The organism is Rhodococcus sp. USK13 (assembly GCF_018343855.1).
In the GTDB taxonomy this organism is placed as follows: domain Bacteria; phylum Actinomycetota; class Actinomycetes; order Mycobacteriales; family Mycobacteriaceae; genus Rhodococcus_F; species Rhodococcus_F oxybenzonivorans.
Genome location: NZ_CP069242.1, coordinates 5,410,601 through 5,427,449 on the forward strand (window position 1 = coordinate 5,410,601; position 16,849 = coordinate 5,427,449).

Here is a 16,849-nt window from a genome sequence, read left to right on the forward strand (position 1 = left end):
GTCTGCATGCCGCGACGAGCGGCAACCAACCGTTGATGAGCGGAATATGTCCCCAGCCTCGACTGATTTCAGCTGATGATAGCCAGAGACCGCGTGACGTAGTGAACAGAGAAGCCGGCCGAAGTCTGTCTGAATCGAGTCCGAACAGCCGTTCTCACCCACCTTTCCTCTAGTTTGTGAGGCCAGTCACACACGGACGCGTCGTAGGGTGAGGAGAGAAACCCGCACAGAAGCGGAGGTTCGGTGATGCACAAACGACAGGGACGTCCGGAGACGGACGTCGACTCACCAGTGGTGGTGGAACGGGTCTACGACCACCCCACCGACGGCGACGGACTCCGACTCTTCGTCGACCGCCTCTGGCCGCGCGGCCTCCGTAAGGATGCGTTTCACTTCGACGACTGGGCACGCGATCTCGCACCCTCGACCGAGCTTCGCCATTGGTACTCACACGACGTCGCCGCATTCGGCGAGTTCCGGGAACGGTACGTGTCCGAGCTGGACTCCCCGCCGGGACGCAAGGCCGTCGCGAGGGTTCGGGAGCTCGCGCACGGACGACCCATCGTTCTCCTGACCGCCACCAAGGACGTCACCCACAGTCATGCGGAAGTCCTTGCCGACTATCTGCGCGGTCAGCTGTGACGGGCGAGGCGGACCCCGGCGACCTTACGGACGAGGATCTGGGCGGCGACTCCGTGTGCTGGCTCGACCGTGTCTGCCCCGACTGCGGACTGTTCCTGACGGACCGGACGGCACCGCGGTGTCCGCGGTGCGGGTGCGAACGGACCGCGTAACTGTCCTCAGTTTGGGACCGTGTCTCGTGGGTACATGACTGCATCCGAGGTGGCGGCACGTCACCGTGGCAGACGGGATGAACTATGCGACGCGCCGCCCGGCCAGTAGACGAGGGAGATGCCGAGCACCTCGACGAGGACGGACACGGGACCCCTCTCGCCCGCGCGATCACGGGTCCGCTCCTCTTCGTCTTCATCCTCGGCGACGTGCTGGGTGCCGGAATCTACGCGTTGGTGGGGGTCATCGCCGGCGAGGTGGGCGGCGCAGTCTGGGTGCCGTTGCTGCTGGCACTGGTGATGGCGTTGCTGACGGCGACCTCGTATGCCGAACTGGTCACCAAGTATCCGCGCGCCGGTGGGGCGGCGGTGTTCGCCCAGCGGGCGTATTGGACACCGCTGATCTCGTTCCTCGTCGGGTTCTCGATGCTCGCCGCCGGAGTCACGAGCGCAGCGGGGCTCGCACTCGCATTCTCCGGCGACTACCTCGCCGCGTTCGTGGATGTGCCGACCGTCCCGGCGGCCCTCGTGTTCCTTCTCCTCGTCGGACTGCTCAACGCCCGGGGAATCAAGGAGTCGATGCGCGCCAATGTCGTCATGACGGTGGTGGAGGTCACCGGCCTGGTCCTGGTAGTGGTTCTGGCCGGCATCGTGCTCGGACGTGGTGACGGCACCCTGAGCCGGGTGGTCGAATTCGACGAAAGCCGTTCGCCGGCGCTCGCGGTGCTGGCCGCCGCACTGCTTGCCTACTACTCGTTCGTCGGGTTCGAGACGTCCGCGAACGTCGCCGAAGAGGTGACCAACGTGCGCACGGTGTACCCGCGGGCGTTGTTCGGAGCGTTGCTGACTGCGGGCGCCGTCTATGTCCTCGTCGGACTGGCGGTCTCGGTGGTCCTACCACCCGGCGAACTCGCCGCATCGTCCGGTCCGCTGCTGGCAGTGGTCTCCGCCGCCGACGTCGGCGTTCCATCTCGCCTGTTCAGTCTGATCGCGCTCGTCGCCGTCGCGAACGGCGCACTGCTGACGATGATCATGGCGAGCAGGCTCACGTATGGAATGGCGTCCGAGGGACTGCTTCCGCGTCCGTTCGCACGGGTCCTCCCGCGGCGACGGACTCCCTGGGTGGCGATTGTGGCGACCACTGCCGTCGCCATGGCTCTGTGCGTCACCGGTTCGCTGTCGGCCTTGGCGGAGACGGTGGTTCTGCTGCTGCTCGTCGTCTTCATCAGCACCAACATCGCGGTCCTGGTGTTGCGTCGTGATGCGGTGGAGCACCGCCACTTCCGGGCCCCGACGATATTCCCGATCCTCGCCCTCGTCACGTGCGTGGCGTTGCTCACCCAGCAGAGCGCGGCCACCTGGCTGCGTGCGGCGCTACTCCTTGCCGTCGGAGTCGTGTTGTACGCGGTCTCCCGCCGTCGTTCCACGAGAACGGACGCCGAGAGTCCCCGCGCGCAGTAACGCGGGGACTCTCTGATCAGCCAATTGTCTTCGCGCCCGCGAGATACCGTGCCCGCAGCTTGTGCTTGACGAGTTTGCCCGTGGGCGTGCGCGGCAGGTCGTCCGAGAAATCGATGCTCCGAGGCGCCTTGAAGTGCGTCACCCGGCCCCGCACGTAGTCCAGTAGTTCACGGGCGACCGCCTCCGATGGCTCCACATCGTCGACGAGTTGGACCACAGCCTTGACCTGTTCGCCCATTTCCTCGTCGGGCACACCGATCACCGCGACGTCGAAGACCTTGGGATGCATGGTGAGAATGTTTTCGGACTCCTGCGGGTAGATGTTCACCCCGCCGGAGATGATCATGAAGGCCGCCCGGTCCGTGAGGTACAGAAACCGATCGTCGTCGAGGTATCCGATGTCACCGCTGGTGGTCCACGTCGGATGACTGGGATGGGTTGCGGATTCGGTCTTGGCCGGATCGTTGTGGTATTCGAACGGCCGCTCCTCGCGCTCCCAGTACACCGTTCCGATCTCACCGGTGGGCAGCTCCGCACCGGTGTCGTCGCAAATGTGCACGATGCCCATCACCCCGTCGTGCCCGACGGATCCCGGCTTGGCGAGTGCCTGCGCACTGTCGATGAACGTGGCGCCGGCACCTTCGGTGGAGGCGTAGTACTCGTGGATCACCGGGCCCCACCAGTCGATCATCGCACGCTTCACCTCCGGCGGGCAGGGGGCTGCCGCATGAATCGCCACCTTCAGACTCGACACGTCGAACTTCTCGCGAACTTCTTTCGGCAACTTGAGCATTCGCACGAACATGGTGGGAACCCACTGACTGTGCGTCACCTCGTACTTCTCGATCAGGCGCAGCGCCTCCTCTGCGTCGAACCTGTCCATGAGGATGATGGTTCCGCCGACGGACGTGATGGTGCCGCAGAAGCGGAGGGGCGCCGCGTGATACAGCGGCGCGGGGCACAGGTAGACGGTGTCCGCGTCGAATCCGTACATGGGCGCGAACACCGCCGTGTACGGGTCCGTCGTCGAGTCGACTTCACCTTCCGGCAGTGCGGGTTTGATTCCCTTCGGCCTGCCGGTGGTGCCCGACGAGTAGAGCATGTCCCGCCCACGAGGTTGCGTCTCCAGTGGTTCGCCGGACTGCGCCGCCACCGCCGCGTCGTAGCTGTCGAAGCCGTCCAGTTCACCGCCGTAGACGAGCCGGTGCCGGACGCCGGGCAACTGGGCCGGGTCGGCGGGAATCGCCCGTGCCGCATCAGCCGAGGCGATGAGAACGGCGGCTCCGCAGTCGTTCACGACGTAGCCGGCTTCGTCCGCCGTGAGGTGCCAGTTCACCACGGTGATGTAGAGGCCAGATCGCAAGGCCGCCCAATAGACCTCCAGAACACGGAGGTCGTTGCTCGACACCAGAGCCAGATGATCCCCGACCTTCAGGCCGAGCCCACGCAGGTGTCGCGCCAACCGGATGGACCGCTCATCCAGCTGGCGGTAGGTGAGCTGCTCCCCCGTCGACGGCCGGACGACGGCCGGCTTGTCCGGGGTGGTGGCGACAAAATTTCCGGGAAACATCCATGCTCCTTTGTTAATGGAGATTCTCATCATCGGTCTACCACAGGCATCCGGGGACGGGGCCCGTTCACGCTCACCGGCCGCAGACTTTCCCGTGGCCAAAACACCGGGCCACTACCCGGCAAGGTCCTACAGTTGAAGCGAGAGGAGGGCCATCAGACGTGACTGCCCTACAGAAGGAACGGATACTCGACGCGCTGTTCGAAGAATGGGACGTGCTCGACCAGTTGCTGTCCTCGGTGACGGGTGACGACTGGTTCACGCCCACCCCCCTGCCCGGGTGGACCGTGCACGACGTCGCGGCCCACCTGATCGGTACCGAATCGATGCTCGCGGGGATACCGGCACCGCATACCACCGTCGATGTCCACGGATTCGCGCATGTGCGCAACGAGATCGGAGCGTTCAACGAACGGTGGGTGGAGGGACTGCGCGGGCGGCCCGGCACCGAGATGCTCGATCGCTTCCGGGACATCACCGAGCGCAGGCGCTCCGAACTGGCGCAGATGACGGATGAGATGTTCGACGCCGAGACCGCCACACCGGTCGGCCCAGCACCCTATCTCCGGTTCATGCGGGTCCGCGTGTTCGATTGCTGGATGCACGAACTCGACATCCGCGACGCGCTGGGTGTGGCCGGGGACGAGGGCGGCGTCCGCGGTGACACCGCGTTCGAGGAGATCATGGGAGCGGTCGGGTTCCTCGTCGGAAAGCGTGGCAAGGCGCCGTCGGGCTCGCGCATCACCCTCGAGTTGACTGGTCCGCTCGCGAGAGAAATCCACGTCGCCGTCGACGGGCGCGCAGCGGTGGTGGACGCGTTGCCGGCCGACGCCACCACGACGATCACACTCGACTCCCGGCTGTTCACCCGTCTTGCCGGGGGCCGGGTGAAGGCCGCGGATCACCGCGACGCCATCACCCTCGGCGGTGACACCACCGTCGGCAAGCAGATCGTCGACAATCTCACTTTTACGATCTGACCGCGATGCGCTTGTTCCTGTCGTCCTACCGGTTCGGAGCCGACCCCGCACCGCTGATGTCGCTCGTCGGAAAGCCGGGACGAGTGGGCGTGATCGCGGCAGCAGCCGACGCCTGGCCACCGTCCGCCCGCGCCTCAGCGGTGGTCAGTGATGTGGCGCCGCTGCGGCGCCTGGGGTTCTCGCCGGAGGAAGTCGATCTTCGCGACTACATCGGAACGCAGAACGGCGGCACGAGCGGGCTGAGAGACCGGCTGGCGGGATTCGGCATGCTCTGGGTGCGGGGCGGAAACACGTTCGTCCTGCGTGCCCAGATGGCGCGTAGTGGTGCGGACGATGTTCTTCGCGACCTGCTGAGAAACGATTCGCTCGTCTACGCCGGATACAGCGCGGGCGCCTGCGTCATGACACCGACGTTGCGCGGTCTCGACTCCTCCGATGACCCGTCGGAGGTTTTCGAGACCTGCGGCATGCAGCCGATCTGGGACGGCCTCGGGGTGGTGCCGTTCGCGATCGTGCCGCATCACCCGCCTGCGACGCCCTCAGGCGGCGAAGAGACGGTGCCCCTGGAGGACGCGGCCGCTGTCCGGCGTACCGTCGCCGCCTTGCGGCTCGCAGGAATCGAGTACCGCACCTTGACGGACGAACAGGTAATCGTGGTGGACGGACAGTCCACCGAGCTCATGTGACGAAGCACCGCGCGTGCCAGTTGCGGAGACCCCGGGAAACGTCAGCCGAAGACGGCGACCGGCATCGACGGCGCGAAAGGAGCGACGCGGTCGAGTGCTGCCCAGGTGACCTCGCAGCGCTTGGCGGTGACCTCGTCGGCGTCGGCGAGCAGCGTGTTGAGGAGAACCTTGGGATTCAGACTCCACTCGGTGACCATCGCGCGAACTTCGTCGTTCGTGAACAATCCCGAGCCGGCCAGGGCGAAGACCCACTCATCGAATTCCCCGCGGTGAATCTGTTCGATGGAGTCGTAGTCGATACCACCGTCGATGAACTCGTACGAGAACATCGCGGAAATGTAGCTGCTGGGGTCTCGGTGGAGTGCGTGCATCGTGCGGGTCCTTCCGGGTCGGTGCGGCAAAACCGGCCCCAAGTTGCGATCTGGCTCACATTTCGTGAGATTCTCCGTTTGGGTGTAACGCCTCGCCGGTGTTTGACGATGCAGAACGCTAACCCGGGAAAGTGCTTTTTTGCATTGCCCCCTCGATACGATCCGGTAACAGAGTGACGAATGTGACCTGAGTTACATCGAAAACTCCCAAGTCCGAATTCGCCCCGAGGCGCGACTACCTGCAGGTTTCCCGCGCGGGAGGGTTCTATACCCCTCCGTCGTCCAAGGCAAAAAAATTAACACCCCCGATCTCACATAGTGGGACTCGTACGCGTCGGTAACAAGTTGAGCGGTCGAGACGCGCCCCGACCTGTACTGAACGTCCAGGTTGAGGCGATATCTGAAGCGAAGCCTCCGAATCGGTTCAGTTGGACGATCGACCAAATCGGGTGCAGGCCAGTCCGGGCGGCGCTACCGTCGGGTACGCCGCCCCCGCCCGCGAGGAGCACAACATGACGATCGCACCGGACGTTCTCGCGGAACTCGACGCCGCCCTCCCCCATGGATGCCTGCTCACCGATCCGGACCTTCTCGCGTCCTACAGCCACGACTGGGCACGCGACCCGGACGCTGTCCTGCCCGCCGCCGTTGCACGGCCGACGCGCACCGAGGAGGTCCAGGCGGTGCTGCGCTGGGCCGGCAGACATCGGGTCCCGGTCATCCCCCGCGGGGCCGGATCGGGCCTCAGCGGAGGTGCCACCGCGGTACGGGACAGCGTCGTCGTCAGTACCGAGCGGATGCGCCGAATCGACGTCGACCCCGTCACCCGTATCGCCGTCGCCCAGCCCGGCCTGCTCAACGCCGAGGTCAAGGCGGCGGCCGCGGAACATGGGTTGTGGTATCCGCCCGATCCCTCGTCGTTCGAGATGTGCACCATCGGCGGCAACGTGGCAACCAACGCCGGCGGGCTGTGCTGCGTGAAGTACGGGGTCACCACCGACTACGTGCTCGGCCTGCAAGTGGTGCTCGCCGACGGAACGGCGGTGCGGTTGGGCGGGCCCCGCCTCAAGGATGTCGCCGGACTGTCGCTGACCAAACTTTTCGTCGGCAGTGAGGGCACGCTCGGAGTCGTCACCGAGGTGACCCTCAGACTGATCCCGGCGCAACCGCCGTCGTGCACCTTGGTCGCGACGTTCGCGTCGGTGCAGGCGGCCGCCGACACCGTGCTGGCCATCACGCGCTCGCTGCGCCCGTCGATGTTGGAGTTCATGGACCGCACGACGATCGGCGCCGTCGAGGATGCACTGAAGATGGGCCTGGACCGGACTGCAGAAGCCATGCTCATCGCCCGCTCGGATGCACCGGGGGCGATTGCCTCGGAGGAGATCTCGCTCATGGCCGACGCCTGCACCGCGAGCGGCGCGTCAGAGGTGTTCACCACCGACGATCCCGAGGAGGGCGAAGCCTTTGCAGCGGCAAGGCGATTCGCCATTCCCGCAGTAGAGCGACTCGGAAGCCTGCTCCTCGAGGACGTCGGAGTCCCACTGCCGAAGCTGCCCGCGCTGGTCGAAGGTATTGCGTCCATCGCACGGACACGAAATGTGCTGATCGCCGTCATTGCTCATGCCGGCGACGGCAATACGCATCCACTCATCGTGTTCGATCCCGCGGATGCCGCGATGGCGGAACGTGCCAGGCTCGCATTCGGCGAGATCATGGATCTCGCCATTTCCCTCGGGGGAACCATCACCGGTGAACACGGGGTGGGAAGGCTGAAGAAGGCGTGGCTTCCCGACCAAGTGGGTAAGGACGTCATGGATGTGACGGCCCGGGTGAAGCAGGCGCTCGATCCTCTGGGAATCCTCAACCCGGGCGCCATTCTGTAGGTTTCCGCGGCCGTCACGGTACCCAAATGGTTATGCAAGGGGCTGGTGTGACAGCTGAGGTGTTGCTAGCGTGACCGGACCTGCTCGAAATGTCGCAGAGAGGTGCGCCCGTGACCAAGCTCCGCCGTGTCGTTTCACTGGCCATGCCCGCTCTATTGGCGTCTACCTGCACATTGTTCGCGTGGTCCCCCTCCGTTGCGACGGCGGCGCCGTGCCTCGGATCAGGCAGCCTGGGTTCGAGCTCGAACAACGATATCAATCCGATTCCATGGCTGAACGGCAGCGACGGCCGCCTTCCCGAACTACGCGGCCACACGCAGGCCGTCGCACACATCACCGGGCCCCGCAGTCCCAACGACACGATCTTCCGATTCAGCGTCCTCGGAACCGACCTCGGCATCATGTGGGACAACGGAGCCGGCCAAGTTCTCACCGCCTTCGGCGATACGGTCGGCCTCAGCGACAATCCCCTGTGCGGGCTCGTCGGCGACTGGCGCAGCAACATTCTGCTTCGCAGCAGCGACCGCGATCTCGCCAACGGCATGAGTATCGAGAACTCGCCCGTCGACCGCCCGAATCACTCCAAGGAGATCATCCAGAGCAAGAAGATTCCGGGCGTCGAGCAAACTGTCATCCCCACCACCGGCATCTCGGTGGGTCCCGTGCAGTACATCAATTACATGTCCGTGCGGAGCTGGGGCGCTCCCGGCGAATGGGACACCAACGCGTCGGGAATCGCGTATTCCGTCGACAACGGCGAGAACTGGGTCACGGATCCGCTGACCCTGCGTCCGAATGTGCCCGGCACCGGTGCCGAGAACTTCCAGATGGGCTCCTACGTCAAACACGACGGTTTCGTCTACGCCTTCGGCACGCCGTCCGGCCGTTCGGGTGACGCTCGGCTGTCACGCGTGCCGGAAGCGGAGATTCGAAACCTCACCGCGTACGAGTACTGGGACGGCAAGGCATGGGTGAAGGCGAATGCCGCCCTTGCCGCACCCGTGATCCCAGGGCCCGTCAGCGAGCTGTCCGTGCAGTTCAACGAGTACCTCGGCCAGTTCGTCGCGATGTACACGGACGCCGGCAACTCGGTGGTCATGCGGCGGTCCGATCGGCTCGAATCCGGCTGGAGTGCACCGGAAGTGTTGGTGAGCAGCCGCGACGTGCCCGAGCTGTACGGCGCCTACATGCATCCGTGGTCGAAGGGGTCGGATCTGTACTTCCTCGCCACCACCTGGTCCGACTACAACGTCATGCTCCTGCGCACCAACCTCGCCGACTGACGGTAATCTGCGAGTGTGCGCAGCATTGCACGCTCGATGCGAACAGAGGAGTGGTTGTGGCGGTCAAGGTAGAGCACGACGTATCCGAGTCCCGGTTCGAGATCTTCCTCGACGGTCAGCTCGCCGGGTACGCCGATTACGCCGAGAGGAACGGTGTCCGCGACTTCCACCACACCGTCACCTACCCGCAGTTCCGGGGACAGGGACTGGCCGCTCAACTGGTCAAAGCTGCCCTGGACGACACGAAGGACCGTGGCTTCTCCGTGGTTCCGTCCTGCTCGTACGTCGAGCATTACATCGCCGAGAATCCGAGCTATGCGGAGTTCGTCTGAGTCGGACCGTCTGGCCGTCCGCGGCCTGTGTGCCGCTGCCGCCGCCCTCACACTGGTCGGCTGCGCATCAGGAAACGGTGACGATGCCGGCATGCCGGACACCCTTCCGCGGACGTCGACGGCCGCCCAGCCGGGAGCCTTCGTTGGCGAGTGCGGCTCACTCACCGACGGCGAGGTCTACGAGCGGGCGGGGATGTCCGGGCTCACGCCCGTGTCCCGCAATGGAATCAAATGCCGCTGGGAGGCCGACGGCGGAGCCCGATATGTGATGTTCACCTGGTACCGCGGCAGCCCGATCGACCGGGAACGGTCGGTGGCGCAGGGAATCGGGCACGAGGTCCACGACCTCGACATCGCCGGGCATCGGGGGTTTTCCTCACAGAACGAGGGATTCTGTGAGGTGGCGGTGGCGACGGGGGCGGATTTCGTGCATTGGCTGGTCCGGTACGGTGTCGGCGTCACACCGTCCGATCCGTGCGCAGCTCCTACCGCTCTCGTCGACCTCACTCTGAAGAAGGCGAAATGAGCGCCGACCGCACATTCGCCGCCGTTGTCGCGGTAGTGCTCCTGCTGACCGGGTGCGGTAACTCGATCACCGGCACTCCCCTCCCTGAAGGTGCAGGCATGAGCGTCGGTGGCTCCGACCGATTCGACAAGCTGCTGCGCGAGTGTGAGGCGGTCCCGAACGAGAAGATCGCGGAGGTGCTCAGCGGTGACGGAATCGACCAGTACTTCTACGGGGCTGTCTGCATGTGGACGGTGTTGTCGCATGCCGGTTCCCTCGACGTAACGTTCGGCTGGTTCGAGAACAACTCGCTGCAGCGCGAGCGTGATGTCGCCGATCGGCTCGGCTACCAGGTGGACACCACCTCCGTCGCAGGTGCGTCGGCCTTCACCGCCCGGCGGCCCGGTGACAGTGCAACGTGCGGAATCACCGCCGCCTACTCCGGGGTGATCACCTGGTGGGTGCAGAACCGTTCGGGTACGGGCGATCCTTGTGCGGGGGCTCGGACCCTCGCGGAATTGACGCTGCAGCGCAATCAGTGACGAGTGCAAAATGGGTCGCGGCGGTCTCGGCGGCGCTGTTAGCGTCGAGTAAACACCTTTTCGCTCCGACCAGAGGACTCAGCCGTGACCGCCACCGAGACGGCAGTGCCTCGCCGGCTCGGCCCTCTGGTGCTGCTCAATCTGGCAACCCTGTTCTCCGCCACCGGGAACGGTATCGCGATCGTCGTGTTGCCGTGGTTGGTGCTGGAGCGAACCGGCCGCGCCTCCGACGCCGCGGTGGTCGCCGGCGCGGCCACTCTTCCCCTTCTGGTGTCGAGTCTGTTCGCGGGAACGGTCGTCGACCTGTTCGGTCGGCGCCGCACCTCTATCATCTCCGATTGCCTCTCCGCACTCTCGGCTGCCGCCATCCCGATCGTAGCGAACACGGCGGGCCTGTCGGTCCTGGTCATAGCCGTCCTCGCGGCAGTCGGCGCCGCGTTCGACCCGGCAGGCATCGCCGCGAGGGAATCGATGCTGCCTGCAGCAACGACGTCGGCCGGGTGGTCGCTCGACCGGATGAACAGCCTCTACGAGGCCAATTACAACGTGGCCTACCTGGTCGGACCGGGTATCGGCGGGGTCCTGATCGCCACGGTCGGGGCCGAGAACACGTTGTGGGTGACCGCCCTCGGCTTCGTCTTGTCCGTCGTCACCATCACCTTCCTCCGGCTCGAGAATGCCGGCCGGCCGGACGCCTCGTCGGCGCCGACCTCCCTCTGGCGCGGCACCGTCGAGGGTTTGAAGTTCGTGTGGCACAACCGCCTTCTGCGCACGATCGCCTTGGTCGACATGGCGGTGGTGGCGCTGTACCTGCCTGTCGAGTCCGTCGTGTTCCCGGTGTACTTCACCGAACTCGACAAACCCGCACAGCTAGGTTCGGTGCTGATGGCACTGAGCGTCGGTGGAGTCGTGGGCGCCCTGGCGTACGGGCCGCTCTCCCCCTTCGTGTCCAGACGGGTGATCATGCTCGTCGCAGTGATCGTCCTGGGCGCGGCCATGGTGGCCATGGCGTTCCTCCCGCCCCTGTGGGCGATCCTCGCGCTGGCCTTGCTGCAGGGCCTCGTCTTCGGACCGGTCGGCCCGATTGCCAACTACGCCATGCAAACTCGTAGCCCCGAGCACATGCGCGGACGGATTACGGGGGTCATGACGTCCACGGCGTACGCTGCCGGTCCGCTGGGCTATCTGCTTGCCGGGCCGATGATCGACGCCTGGGGCATTCAGCCGACGTTCTTCGTGCTCGCCGTCCCGGTGCTCGTCCTCGGTATCGCCTGTTGCGCGTTTCCGGTCCTGAAGGAACTGGACGCCCCGGAGACCGTCAGCTGAAGCCCATCACCTCGTTGCCCCAGGCCAGGCGCATCTCGCGGTCCGGGTCCTGTACGAGGGTGTCGGAGCTGTCGATCAGCAGCGTTGCGCGAGTGTTCTCGTCGTAGGGAGCCCAGTGTTTCGACCCGTCCAACGCCGCCGGAACGCCGTGCCGGACGAACGCGAGCCATCGGCGCTGGACGCGGCCGGACACCTCCAGTGCCGTCTTGCGCCCGCCCAACCAGAACGTGGGATCGACGTTCAGGGTGCCGAAGTTGCCGAACACGTACGGCAGCTCGGTGGCGTGCCCCGCCCCGATGCGCGCAGCCTTGAGGATCGGGGTGGCCGCATCGAACCGGTACATCCACGTCGGTGAGTGGCGACTGTGTGCGTCCGCCACCCACAGGGCGGGCATCCGGAACGCGGCATCTCGGGACATCGCCAGCGCACCCCGAGATTTTCCGTGGTCCGGGTAGGCGGCCAGGATGTCGGCGAGCCGGTTGGCGGGGAGGTCGGGATGATCGGCGGCGATGGCCCGGAGCATCTCCTGCACCGAATCGGACGTGACCGGCAGCAACGGCGACTTCATCAGCTTGAACAGCGAGGACTCGTCCTTGTTGGAACCGATGATGAGCGGGATCCGGTGGGAGTACCCCTTCTGGAATGCGGCCACCGGGTACCGCGGCAGGAAGTCGCGGTCGACGACAGGCGCCATGGCGAGTGTGCCCGGAATCTTGGTCGGCACCTCGTTGACCAGCGTGTCGCTGGCTTCGATGATCTGGTCGTACGGAAGGCGAAGCAGAGTGGCGGACTCCTCCGGCGCCAGCCCGAGGATGTCGAGGAATTGCCGGGCCACCGTGGCGGCGCGCTCGCTCCCGTAGACGGAGGTGGCCGGTGGGCTCTGCGCGATCGCACGGTGGAACAGTCCTTCCGCGCTCGGACAGGTCATCAGTGTGGTGATCGATCCGGCGCCGGACGATTCGCCGAACACGGTCACCTCGTCCGGATCCCCGCCGAAGGCCGAAATGTTCTCGCGCACCCATGCCAGTGCCGCGACCTGGTCGCGCAGTCCGATGTTCGTCTCGAACACGTGCCCGGCCGTGGAGAACGACGACAGGTCGAGGAAGCCGAGCGCACCCACCCGGTAGTTGAACGACACCACCACCAGGTCACCGACTGTGGACAGGATGCGCCCGTCGTAGATGCTCTGCGCCGCCGTTCCCAGGCAGTACGCACCCCCGTGGATCCACACCATCACCGGCCGCGGTGTGCCGTCCGGTTCCGGGGCCCACACGTTGATCGAGAGGCAGTCCTCGTCCATCTCGAGTCCCGCGTCTATCGGCACGGCGGTGCCGTTCCCCTGCGGCGCCATGGGCCCGAAGATGGCGCAGTCGCGCACACCGTTCCAGGGCGACGGCGGGGCCGGCGCCCGGAAACGCAGGGCGCCGACGGGGGCTGCCGCGAACGGGATGCCCTTCCATGCGTAGACGTCGCCGTCGGCGTGCCCGCACACCGCTCCGTCGCGGGCGCGGACGACCAGCGTGTCGCCGGACTTCTCGACTTCCACGACTGACACCCCCTCACCGGGAATCTCCGGCCAAGGTACCAACGATGCGCAGAGGCGTCCGAGTGAACGGGGCTTTTCCGCTCTCCCGGCGGGCGGTGCTAGGGTCGGCTTGTTCTGACACGGGGTGCTCCGCACGGGCGGGGCTGAGATCACACCCGGGAACCTGCTCAGGTAATGCTGACGAAGGGATGTCATTGTAGTGAACAGCTCTGTCCATGATGCCGCCGTCGTGGGCCGGCACACCCGATTCACGGACCTCTTGTGGGACCGGACCACGGTGTTGCGGGACGCGATCGACGAGCTCGAATTTCTCCGCCGGCTCGGTGACGGCACTCTTCCGCTGGACGTGTTCCGCACGTACATCGAACAGGACTTTCTGTACCTGACCGGTTATGCGAAAGCGCTGTCACTGGTGGCCGCGCACGCTCCGGACCCCGTCGCGGCCGGATTCTGGGCCAACTCCGCCGCCACGGCAGCCACCGTCGAGGCCAGCTTGCACCAGAATCTGCTGAGCGGCGGAAAGTTGCCCGCGTCGGACGCTCAGCCGCAGCATTCGCAGGCCTGCCTCGGGTACGTCTCCTATCTGACCGCCGTCGCCGCCACCGAGCCGTATCCGGTTGCCGCGGCTGCGGTACTGCCCTGCTTCTGGATCTACGCCGACGTGGGACGACGACTCGCCGCCAGCGCCCGCGAGGTGCTTTCCGCGGACCCATCGCATCCGTACGCGCAGTGGGTGACCACCTACGATGCCGAGGAGTTCCACGCTGCCGTGGCCACCGCCCGCGAACTGGTGGACGCTGCCGCCGATGCCGCCACCGAAGCGCAGCGTGAGGCCATGATCGAGGCGTTCGTCGTCGCCAGCCGGTACGAACTCCTGTTCTGGGATACCGCCCTGAACGAGCAGAAGTGGCCGAAGTCGTGACGTTCTTCGCGCGCACGAAGCGCGCCGCCGCTGCAGCCGTCGTCCTCGTGTCCGCACTCTCCGTACTGGCCGGGTGCGCCGACAACGGGTCGTCGGACGACACCATCAGATTCGCCCTCGACTGGACGCCGAACACCAATCACACCGGTTTGTTCGTCGCCCTCGAACAGGGCTATTTCGCCGACGCCGGACTCGACGTGGAGGTTCTGCCGTACAACGACACGTCCCCTGACACGCTCGTCGACGCCGGCAATGCCGAGTTCGGTGTGAGTTTCCAGAGTTCGGCGACCTTCTCCAAGGCTGCGGGTGCCCAGACGAAGTCCGTGCTCGCACCTCTGCAGCACTGGGCCACGGGCATCGCGGTCAGGGCGGACCGCCCCGACATCACCCGCCCTCGGGACTTGGACGGCAAGATCTACGCGGGCTTCGCCGACCCCGACGGCGAAGCGACGCTGAAACAGATCATCCGCAACGATGGCGGCAAGGGTGAATTCACCACCGTCACCCTCGGCACGTCCGCGTACGAGGCGGTCTACTCCGGCACCGCCGACTTCACCGTGTCGTTCTTTGCGTGGGAAGGCATCGAGGCCGAGCACCAGGGAACGCCGATGCGGTACTTCCACTACACGGACTTCGGATTTCCCGACGCGTATGCACTCGTGATCGAGGGCAACGAGGGATGGATGGCCGAGCACCCCGAGGAGGCACGGAAGTTCGTCCAGGCCCTGCAGCGGGGCTACCAGTTCGCGGCCGACCAGCCCGATCAGGCCGCGCAGATGCTGATCGACGCCAATCCCGGTGCGTTCCCGGACGAGTCGCTGGTGCGGGAAAGCCAGCAGATGCTCTCGTCCCAGTACATGAAAGATTCCGCCGGGACCGTCGGTACACAGACCACGGAGAAGTGGGCAGGGTACTCGGGATTCCTGTTCGAACACGGCTTGCTGACGGGACCCGACGGAGCGCCGCTGACCGCCGAGCCCGACTGGTCGACATATTTCACCAATGAGTACCTCGACACACCCTGAGACGAGTTCGCGCTCCGCGGGGCCGGGGACGTCCTCGGTCCTGCGGCGGGGACTCCCTGCGCTCGTGGTCGTCGTGGCGCTGGTGGTCGCCTGGCAGATTTATGTCAGTGTCAGCGGAATCCGTCCGCAGGTGCTGCCGTCGCCGCTCCGTGTGGTCGCGCAGGGGTGGCGTGCCCGCGACGTCATCGCCGGACATGCCTCCGCCACCCTTCAGGTCACCATCATCGGCTTCGCGGTGTCTCTGCTGTGTGCCTGGGCGCTCGCGGTTCTGGTCGATTTCTCGCCGTGGCTGCGGCGCGCGTTCGTGCCGCTGTTCGTGGTGTCGCAGACACTGCCCATCATCGCCATCGCACCACTGATGATCATCTGGTTCGGCTTCGGCTTGCTGCCCAAGATTCTCGTCATCGCGCTCGCCACCTTCTTCCCGATGACGATCGGCCTGATCGAAGGGTTCGCGGCGGCCGATCGGGAGGCCGGATCACTGCTGCGCAGTATGGGCGCGTCCCGGTGGCAGGAGTTCCGCTACGTCCGGCTGCCCTCGGCAATTCCGCGCTTTTTCACGGCCCTGCGGATCGGCATCACCTACGCCGTCGTAGGAGCGGTGTTCGCCGAATACGTCGGCGCTACCTCGGGTCTGGGCATTTACATGGCCACACAGAAGAACTCGTTCCGGACCGACCTGGTGTTGGCCGCGGTGCTCGTGACCGCGGTGATCAGCGTCAGCCTCTACCTGCTCACCTTCGCGGTCGAACGTGCCGTCGCGCCGTGGATCGCCGCCGAGAGGAGCCGTAATGACTGACGACGCGCGGGTCGAACTGTGCGGGTTGTCCAAGGCCTTCCCCGTCCGCGGCGGCGTCCGGCCCGTACTCGACACGGTGTCGTTCACCGTCGAACCGGGCGAGTTCGTGTCGGTCATCGGACCGAGCGGGTGTGGGAAAAGCACAGCGTTCGCGATGCTCGCCGGCCTCGACCGACCCGACTCCGGCACCGTCACGATCGGCGGCACGCCGGTGCCCGCGGCCGGTGGCGGTTCGGCCCAGTGTGCATACATGCCGCAGAAGGACCTTCTGTTCCCGTGGCGCACCGTTCTCGACAACACCACCCTCGGTCTCGAGGTGCAGGGCATGCCCCGACGTGACGCACGCGAACGCGCCCGCGCCCTCTTCCCCGTGTTCGGCCTCGCCGGGTTCGAGGACGCGCGACCCAGCCAGTTGTCGGGCGGGATGCGGCAACGCGCTGCGATGCTCCGCACCGTCGTTCAGGAGCGCCCAGTTCTCCTCCTCGACGAACCGTTCGGTGCCCTGGATTCTTTGACCCGCACCGAGATGCAGGCCTGGTTGCAGGAGGTGTGGCAGCGCTATCGGTGGACGGTGCTGATGATCACCCACGACATTCGTGAAGCCGTGTACTTGTCGGACCGGGTGGTCGTGCTATCGGCACGACCGGCCACCGTCCGGCGTGAGGTGACCGTGGATCTGCCCCGCCCCCGGGAGCTGTCGATGATGACGTCGCCGGAGTTCGCGGACGTCGAACACGAACTTCTCGAGGTCTTGCACGAGGAGTCGAAGCGCGCGCTGGTCGAGCAGGAGTCGCGGCGAGGCTGACCACGCCGCGCCCCCCGCT

General features: G+C 65.9%; 17 protein-coding genes and 1 riboswitch. Of the genes, 14 read left to right on the forward strand and 3 right to left on the reverse strand.

Features of this window, described 5'->3' with window-relative positions; genetic code table 11:
- Positions 1 to 246: 246 nt before the first annotated feature.
- On the forward strand, positions 247 to 642 hold the full coding sequence (locus JQT59_RS27405; RefSeq protein ID WP_159921074.1) for a DUF488 domain-containing protein: 396 nt from the start codon (positions 247 to 249) through the stop codon (positions 640 to 642).
- A 236-nt stretch (positions 643 to 878) separates the two neighbouring features.
- On the forward strand, positions 879 to 2,252 hold the full coding sequence (locus tag JQT59_RS27410) for an APC family permease (protein ID WP_249353849.1): 1,374 nt from the start codon (positions 879 to 881) through the stop codon (positions 2,250 to 2,252).
- Positions 2,253 to 2,268: 16 nt separating this feature from the next.
- Here JQT59_RS27410 and JQT59_RS27415 read toward each other — a convergent pair whose 3' ends face one another.
- Positions 2,269 to 3,822, reverse strand: coding sequence for an AMP-binding protein (locus JQT59_RS27415; protein ID WP_213572733.1), 1,554 nt, complete (start codon positions 3,820 to 3,822; stop codon positions 2,269 to 2,271).
- A 161-nt stretch (positions 3,823 to 3,983) separates the two neighbouring features.
- On the opposite strand from JQT59_RS27415, the gene JQT59_RS27420 reads away from it, so the two are divergent.
- Positions 3,984 to 4,802, forward strand: coding sequence for a maleylpyruvate isomerase family mycothiol-dependent enzyme (locus tag JQT59_RS27420; RefSeq protein WP_213572734.1), 819 nt, complete (start codon positions 3,984 to 3,986; stop codon positions 4,800 to 4,802).
- A 5-nt stretch (positions 4,803 to 4,807) separates the two neighbouring features.
- Entirely contained in the window at positions 4,808 to 5,488 is a 681-nt protein-coding gene (locus JQT59_RS27425; protein WP_213572735.1) for a Type 1 glutamine amidotransferase-like domain-containing protein, read from the forward strand.
- 41 nt (positions 5,489 to 5,529) lie between these two features.
- Here the strand turns inward: JQT59_RS27425 and JQT59_RS27430 are convergent, their stop codons facing one another.
- Positions 5,530 to 5,859, reverse strand: coding sequence for a hypothetical protein (locus JQT59_RS27430; RefSeq protein ID WP_109328568.1), 330 nt, complete (start codon positions 5,857 to 5,859; stop codon positions 5,530 to 5,532).
- 512 nt (positions 5,860 to 6,371) lie between these two features.
- Between JQT59_RS27430 and JQT59_RS27435 the strand changes: the two genes are divergently transcribed.
- The 6 genes from JQT59_RS27435 (at position 6,372) to JQT59_RS27460 (ending at position 11,733) form a co-directional block, all read left to right on the forward strand.
- Positions 6,372 to 7,745, forward strand: coding sequence for an FAD-binding oxidoreductase (locus tag JQT59_RS27435; protein ID WP_213572736.1), 1,374 nt, complete (start codon positions 6,372 to 6,374; stop codon positions 7,743 to 7,745).
- Positions 7,746 to 7,855: 110 nt separating this feature from the next.
- Positions 7,856 to 9,028 (forward strand): glycoside hydrolase family 183 protein, encoded by a 1,173-nt coding sequence (locus JQT59_RS27440; RefSeq protein ID WP_249353851.1) that lies wholly within the window; start codon positions 7,856 to 7,858, stop codon positions 9,026 to 9,028.
- Between the two features lie 56 nt (positions 9,029 to 9,084).
- Positions 9,085 to 9,360 (forward strand): GNAT family N-acetyltransferase, encoded by a 276-nt coding sequence (locus JQT59_RS27445; protein ID WP_213572737.1) that lies wholly within the window; start codon positions 9,085 to 9,087, stop codon positions 9,358 to 9,360.
- Complete coding sequence (locus JQT59_RS27450) at positions 9,344 to 9,886, forward strand: DUF3558 domain-containing protein (RefSeq protein ID WP_213572738.1); 543 nt, start codon at positions 9,344 to 9,346, stop codon at positions 9,884 to 9,886. Before JQT59_RS27445 ends, JQT59_RS27450 begins: the two co-directional genes overlap by 17 nt.
- The gene (locus JQT59_RS27455) at positions 9,883 to 10,407 is read left to right on the forward strand and encodes a DUF3558 domain-containing protein (RefSeq protein ID WP_213572739.1); all 525 of its coding nucleotides are present in this window, start codon (positions 9,883 to 9,885) and stop codon (positions 10,405 to 10,407) included. The genes JQT59_RS27450 and JQT59_RS27455 overlap by 4 nt, the downstream gene beginning before the upstream one ends.
- 84 nt (positions 10,408 to 10,491) lie before the next feature.
- The gene (locus tag JQT59_RS27460; RefSeq protein WP_213572740.1) at positions 10,492 to 11,733 is read left to right on the forward strand and encodes an MFS transporter; all 1,242 of its coding nucleotides are present in this window, start codon (positions 10,492 to 10,494) and stop codon (positions 11,731 to 11,733) included.
- On the opposite strand, the gene JQT59_RS27465 is transcribed toward JQT59_RS27460, so the two are convergent.
- Positions 11,726 to 13,279, reverse strand: a complete 1,554-nt coding sequence (locus JQT59_RS27465; RefSeq protein ID WP_213578129.1) for a carboxylesterase/lipase family protein — start codon at positions 13,277 to 13,279, stop codon at positions 11,726 to 11,728. The genes JQT59_RS27460 and JQT59_RS27465 overlap by 8 nt on opposite strands.
- 110 nt (positions 13,280 to 13,389) lie before the next feature.
- Positions 13,390 to 13,485, forward strand: a riboswitch (TPP riboswitch).
- Here JQT59_RS27465 and JQT59_RS27470 point away from each other — a divergent pair.
- The 4 genes from JQT59_RS27470 to JQT59_RS27485 all read left to right on the forward strand — a co-directional run bounded on the left by JQT59_RS27470 (position 13,479) and on the right by JQT59_RS27485 (position 16,830).
- The gene (locus tag JQT59_RS27470) at positions 13,479 to 14,201 is read left to right on the forward strand and encodes a TenA family protein (RefSeq protein ID WP_159921054.1); all 723 of its coding nucleotides are present in this window, start codon (positions 13,479 to 13,481) and stop codon (positions 14,199 to 14,201) included. (Overlaps the previous riboswitch by 7 nt.)
- On the forward strand, positions 14,198 to 15,226 hold the full coding sequence (locus JQT59_RS27475) for an ABC transporter substrate-binding protein (RefSeq protein ID WP_213578130.1): 1,029 nt from the start codon (positions 14,198 to 14,200) through the stop codon (positions 15,224 to 15,226). The genes JQT59_RS27470 and JQT59_RS27475 overlap by 4 nt, the downstream gene beginning before the upstream one ends.
- Positions 15,204 to 16,025 carry an ABC transporter permease gene (locus JQT59_RS27480; RefSeq protein WP_213572741.1) on the forward strand — a complete coding sequence of 274 codons (822 nt, stop codon included), beginning with the start codon at positions 15,204 to 15,206 and terminating at the stop codon, positions 16,023 to 16,025. The genes JQT59_RS27475 and JQT59_RS27480 overlap by 23 nt, the downstream gene beginning before the upstream one ends.
- Positions 16,018 to 16,830, forward strand: a complete 813-nt coding sequence (locus tag JQT59_RS27485; protein ID WP_159921050.1) for an ABC transporter ATP-binding protein — start codon at positions 16,018 to 16,020, stop codon at positions 16,828 to 16,830. Before JQT59_RS27480 ends, JQT59_RS27485 begins: the two co-directional genes overlap by 8 nt.
- Positions 16,831 to 16,849: the final 19 nt, after the last annotated feature.

Bases quoted from the DNA above. Each gene is read 5' to 3' on its own strand.
- JQT59_RS27405 (WP_159921074.1), top strand. From the start codon at position 247: ATGCACAAACGACAGGGACGTCCGGAGACGGACGTCGACTCACCAGTG.
- JQT59_RS27415 (WP_213572733.1), bottom strand. From the start codon at position 3,822: ATGTTTCCCGGAAATTTTGTCGCCACCACCCCGGACAAGCCGGCCGTC.
- JQT59_RS27430 (WP_109328568.1), bottom strand. From the start codon at position 5,859: ATGCACGCACTCCACCGAGACCCCAGCAGCTACATTTCCGCGATGTTC.
- JQT59_RS27450 (WP_213572738.1), top strand. From the start codon at position 9,344: ATGCGGAGTTCGTCTGAGTCGGACCGTCTGGCCGTCCGCGGCCTGTGT.
- JQT59_RS27480 (WP_213572741.1), top strand. From the start codon at position 15,204: ATGAGTACCTCGACACACCCTGAGACGAGTTCGCGCTCCGCGGGGCCG.
- JQT59_RS27425 (WP_213572735.1), top strand. From the start codon at position 4,808: ATGCGCTTGTTCCTGTCGTCCTACCGGTTCGGAGCCGACCCCGCACCG.
- JQT59_RS27455 (WP_213572739.1), top strand. From the start codon at position 9,883: ATGAGCGCCGACCGCACATTCGCCGCCGTTGTCGCGGTAGTGCTCCTG.
- JQT59_RS27410 (WP_249353849.1), top strand. From the start codon at position 879: ATGCGACGCGCCGCCCGGCCAGTAGACGAGGGAGATGCCGAGCACCTC.
- JQT59_RS27485 (WP_159921050.1), top strand. From the start codon at position 16,018: ATGACTGACGACGCGCGGGTCGAACTGTGCGGGTTGTCCAAGGCCTTC.
- JQT59_RS27435 (WP_213572736.1), top strand. From the start codon at position 6,372: ATGACGATCGCACCGGACGTTCTCGCGGAACTCGACGCCGCCCTCCCC.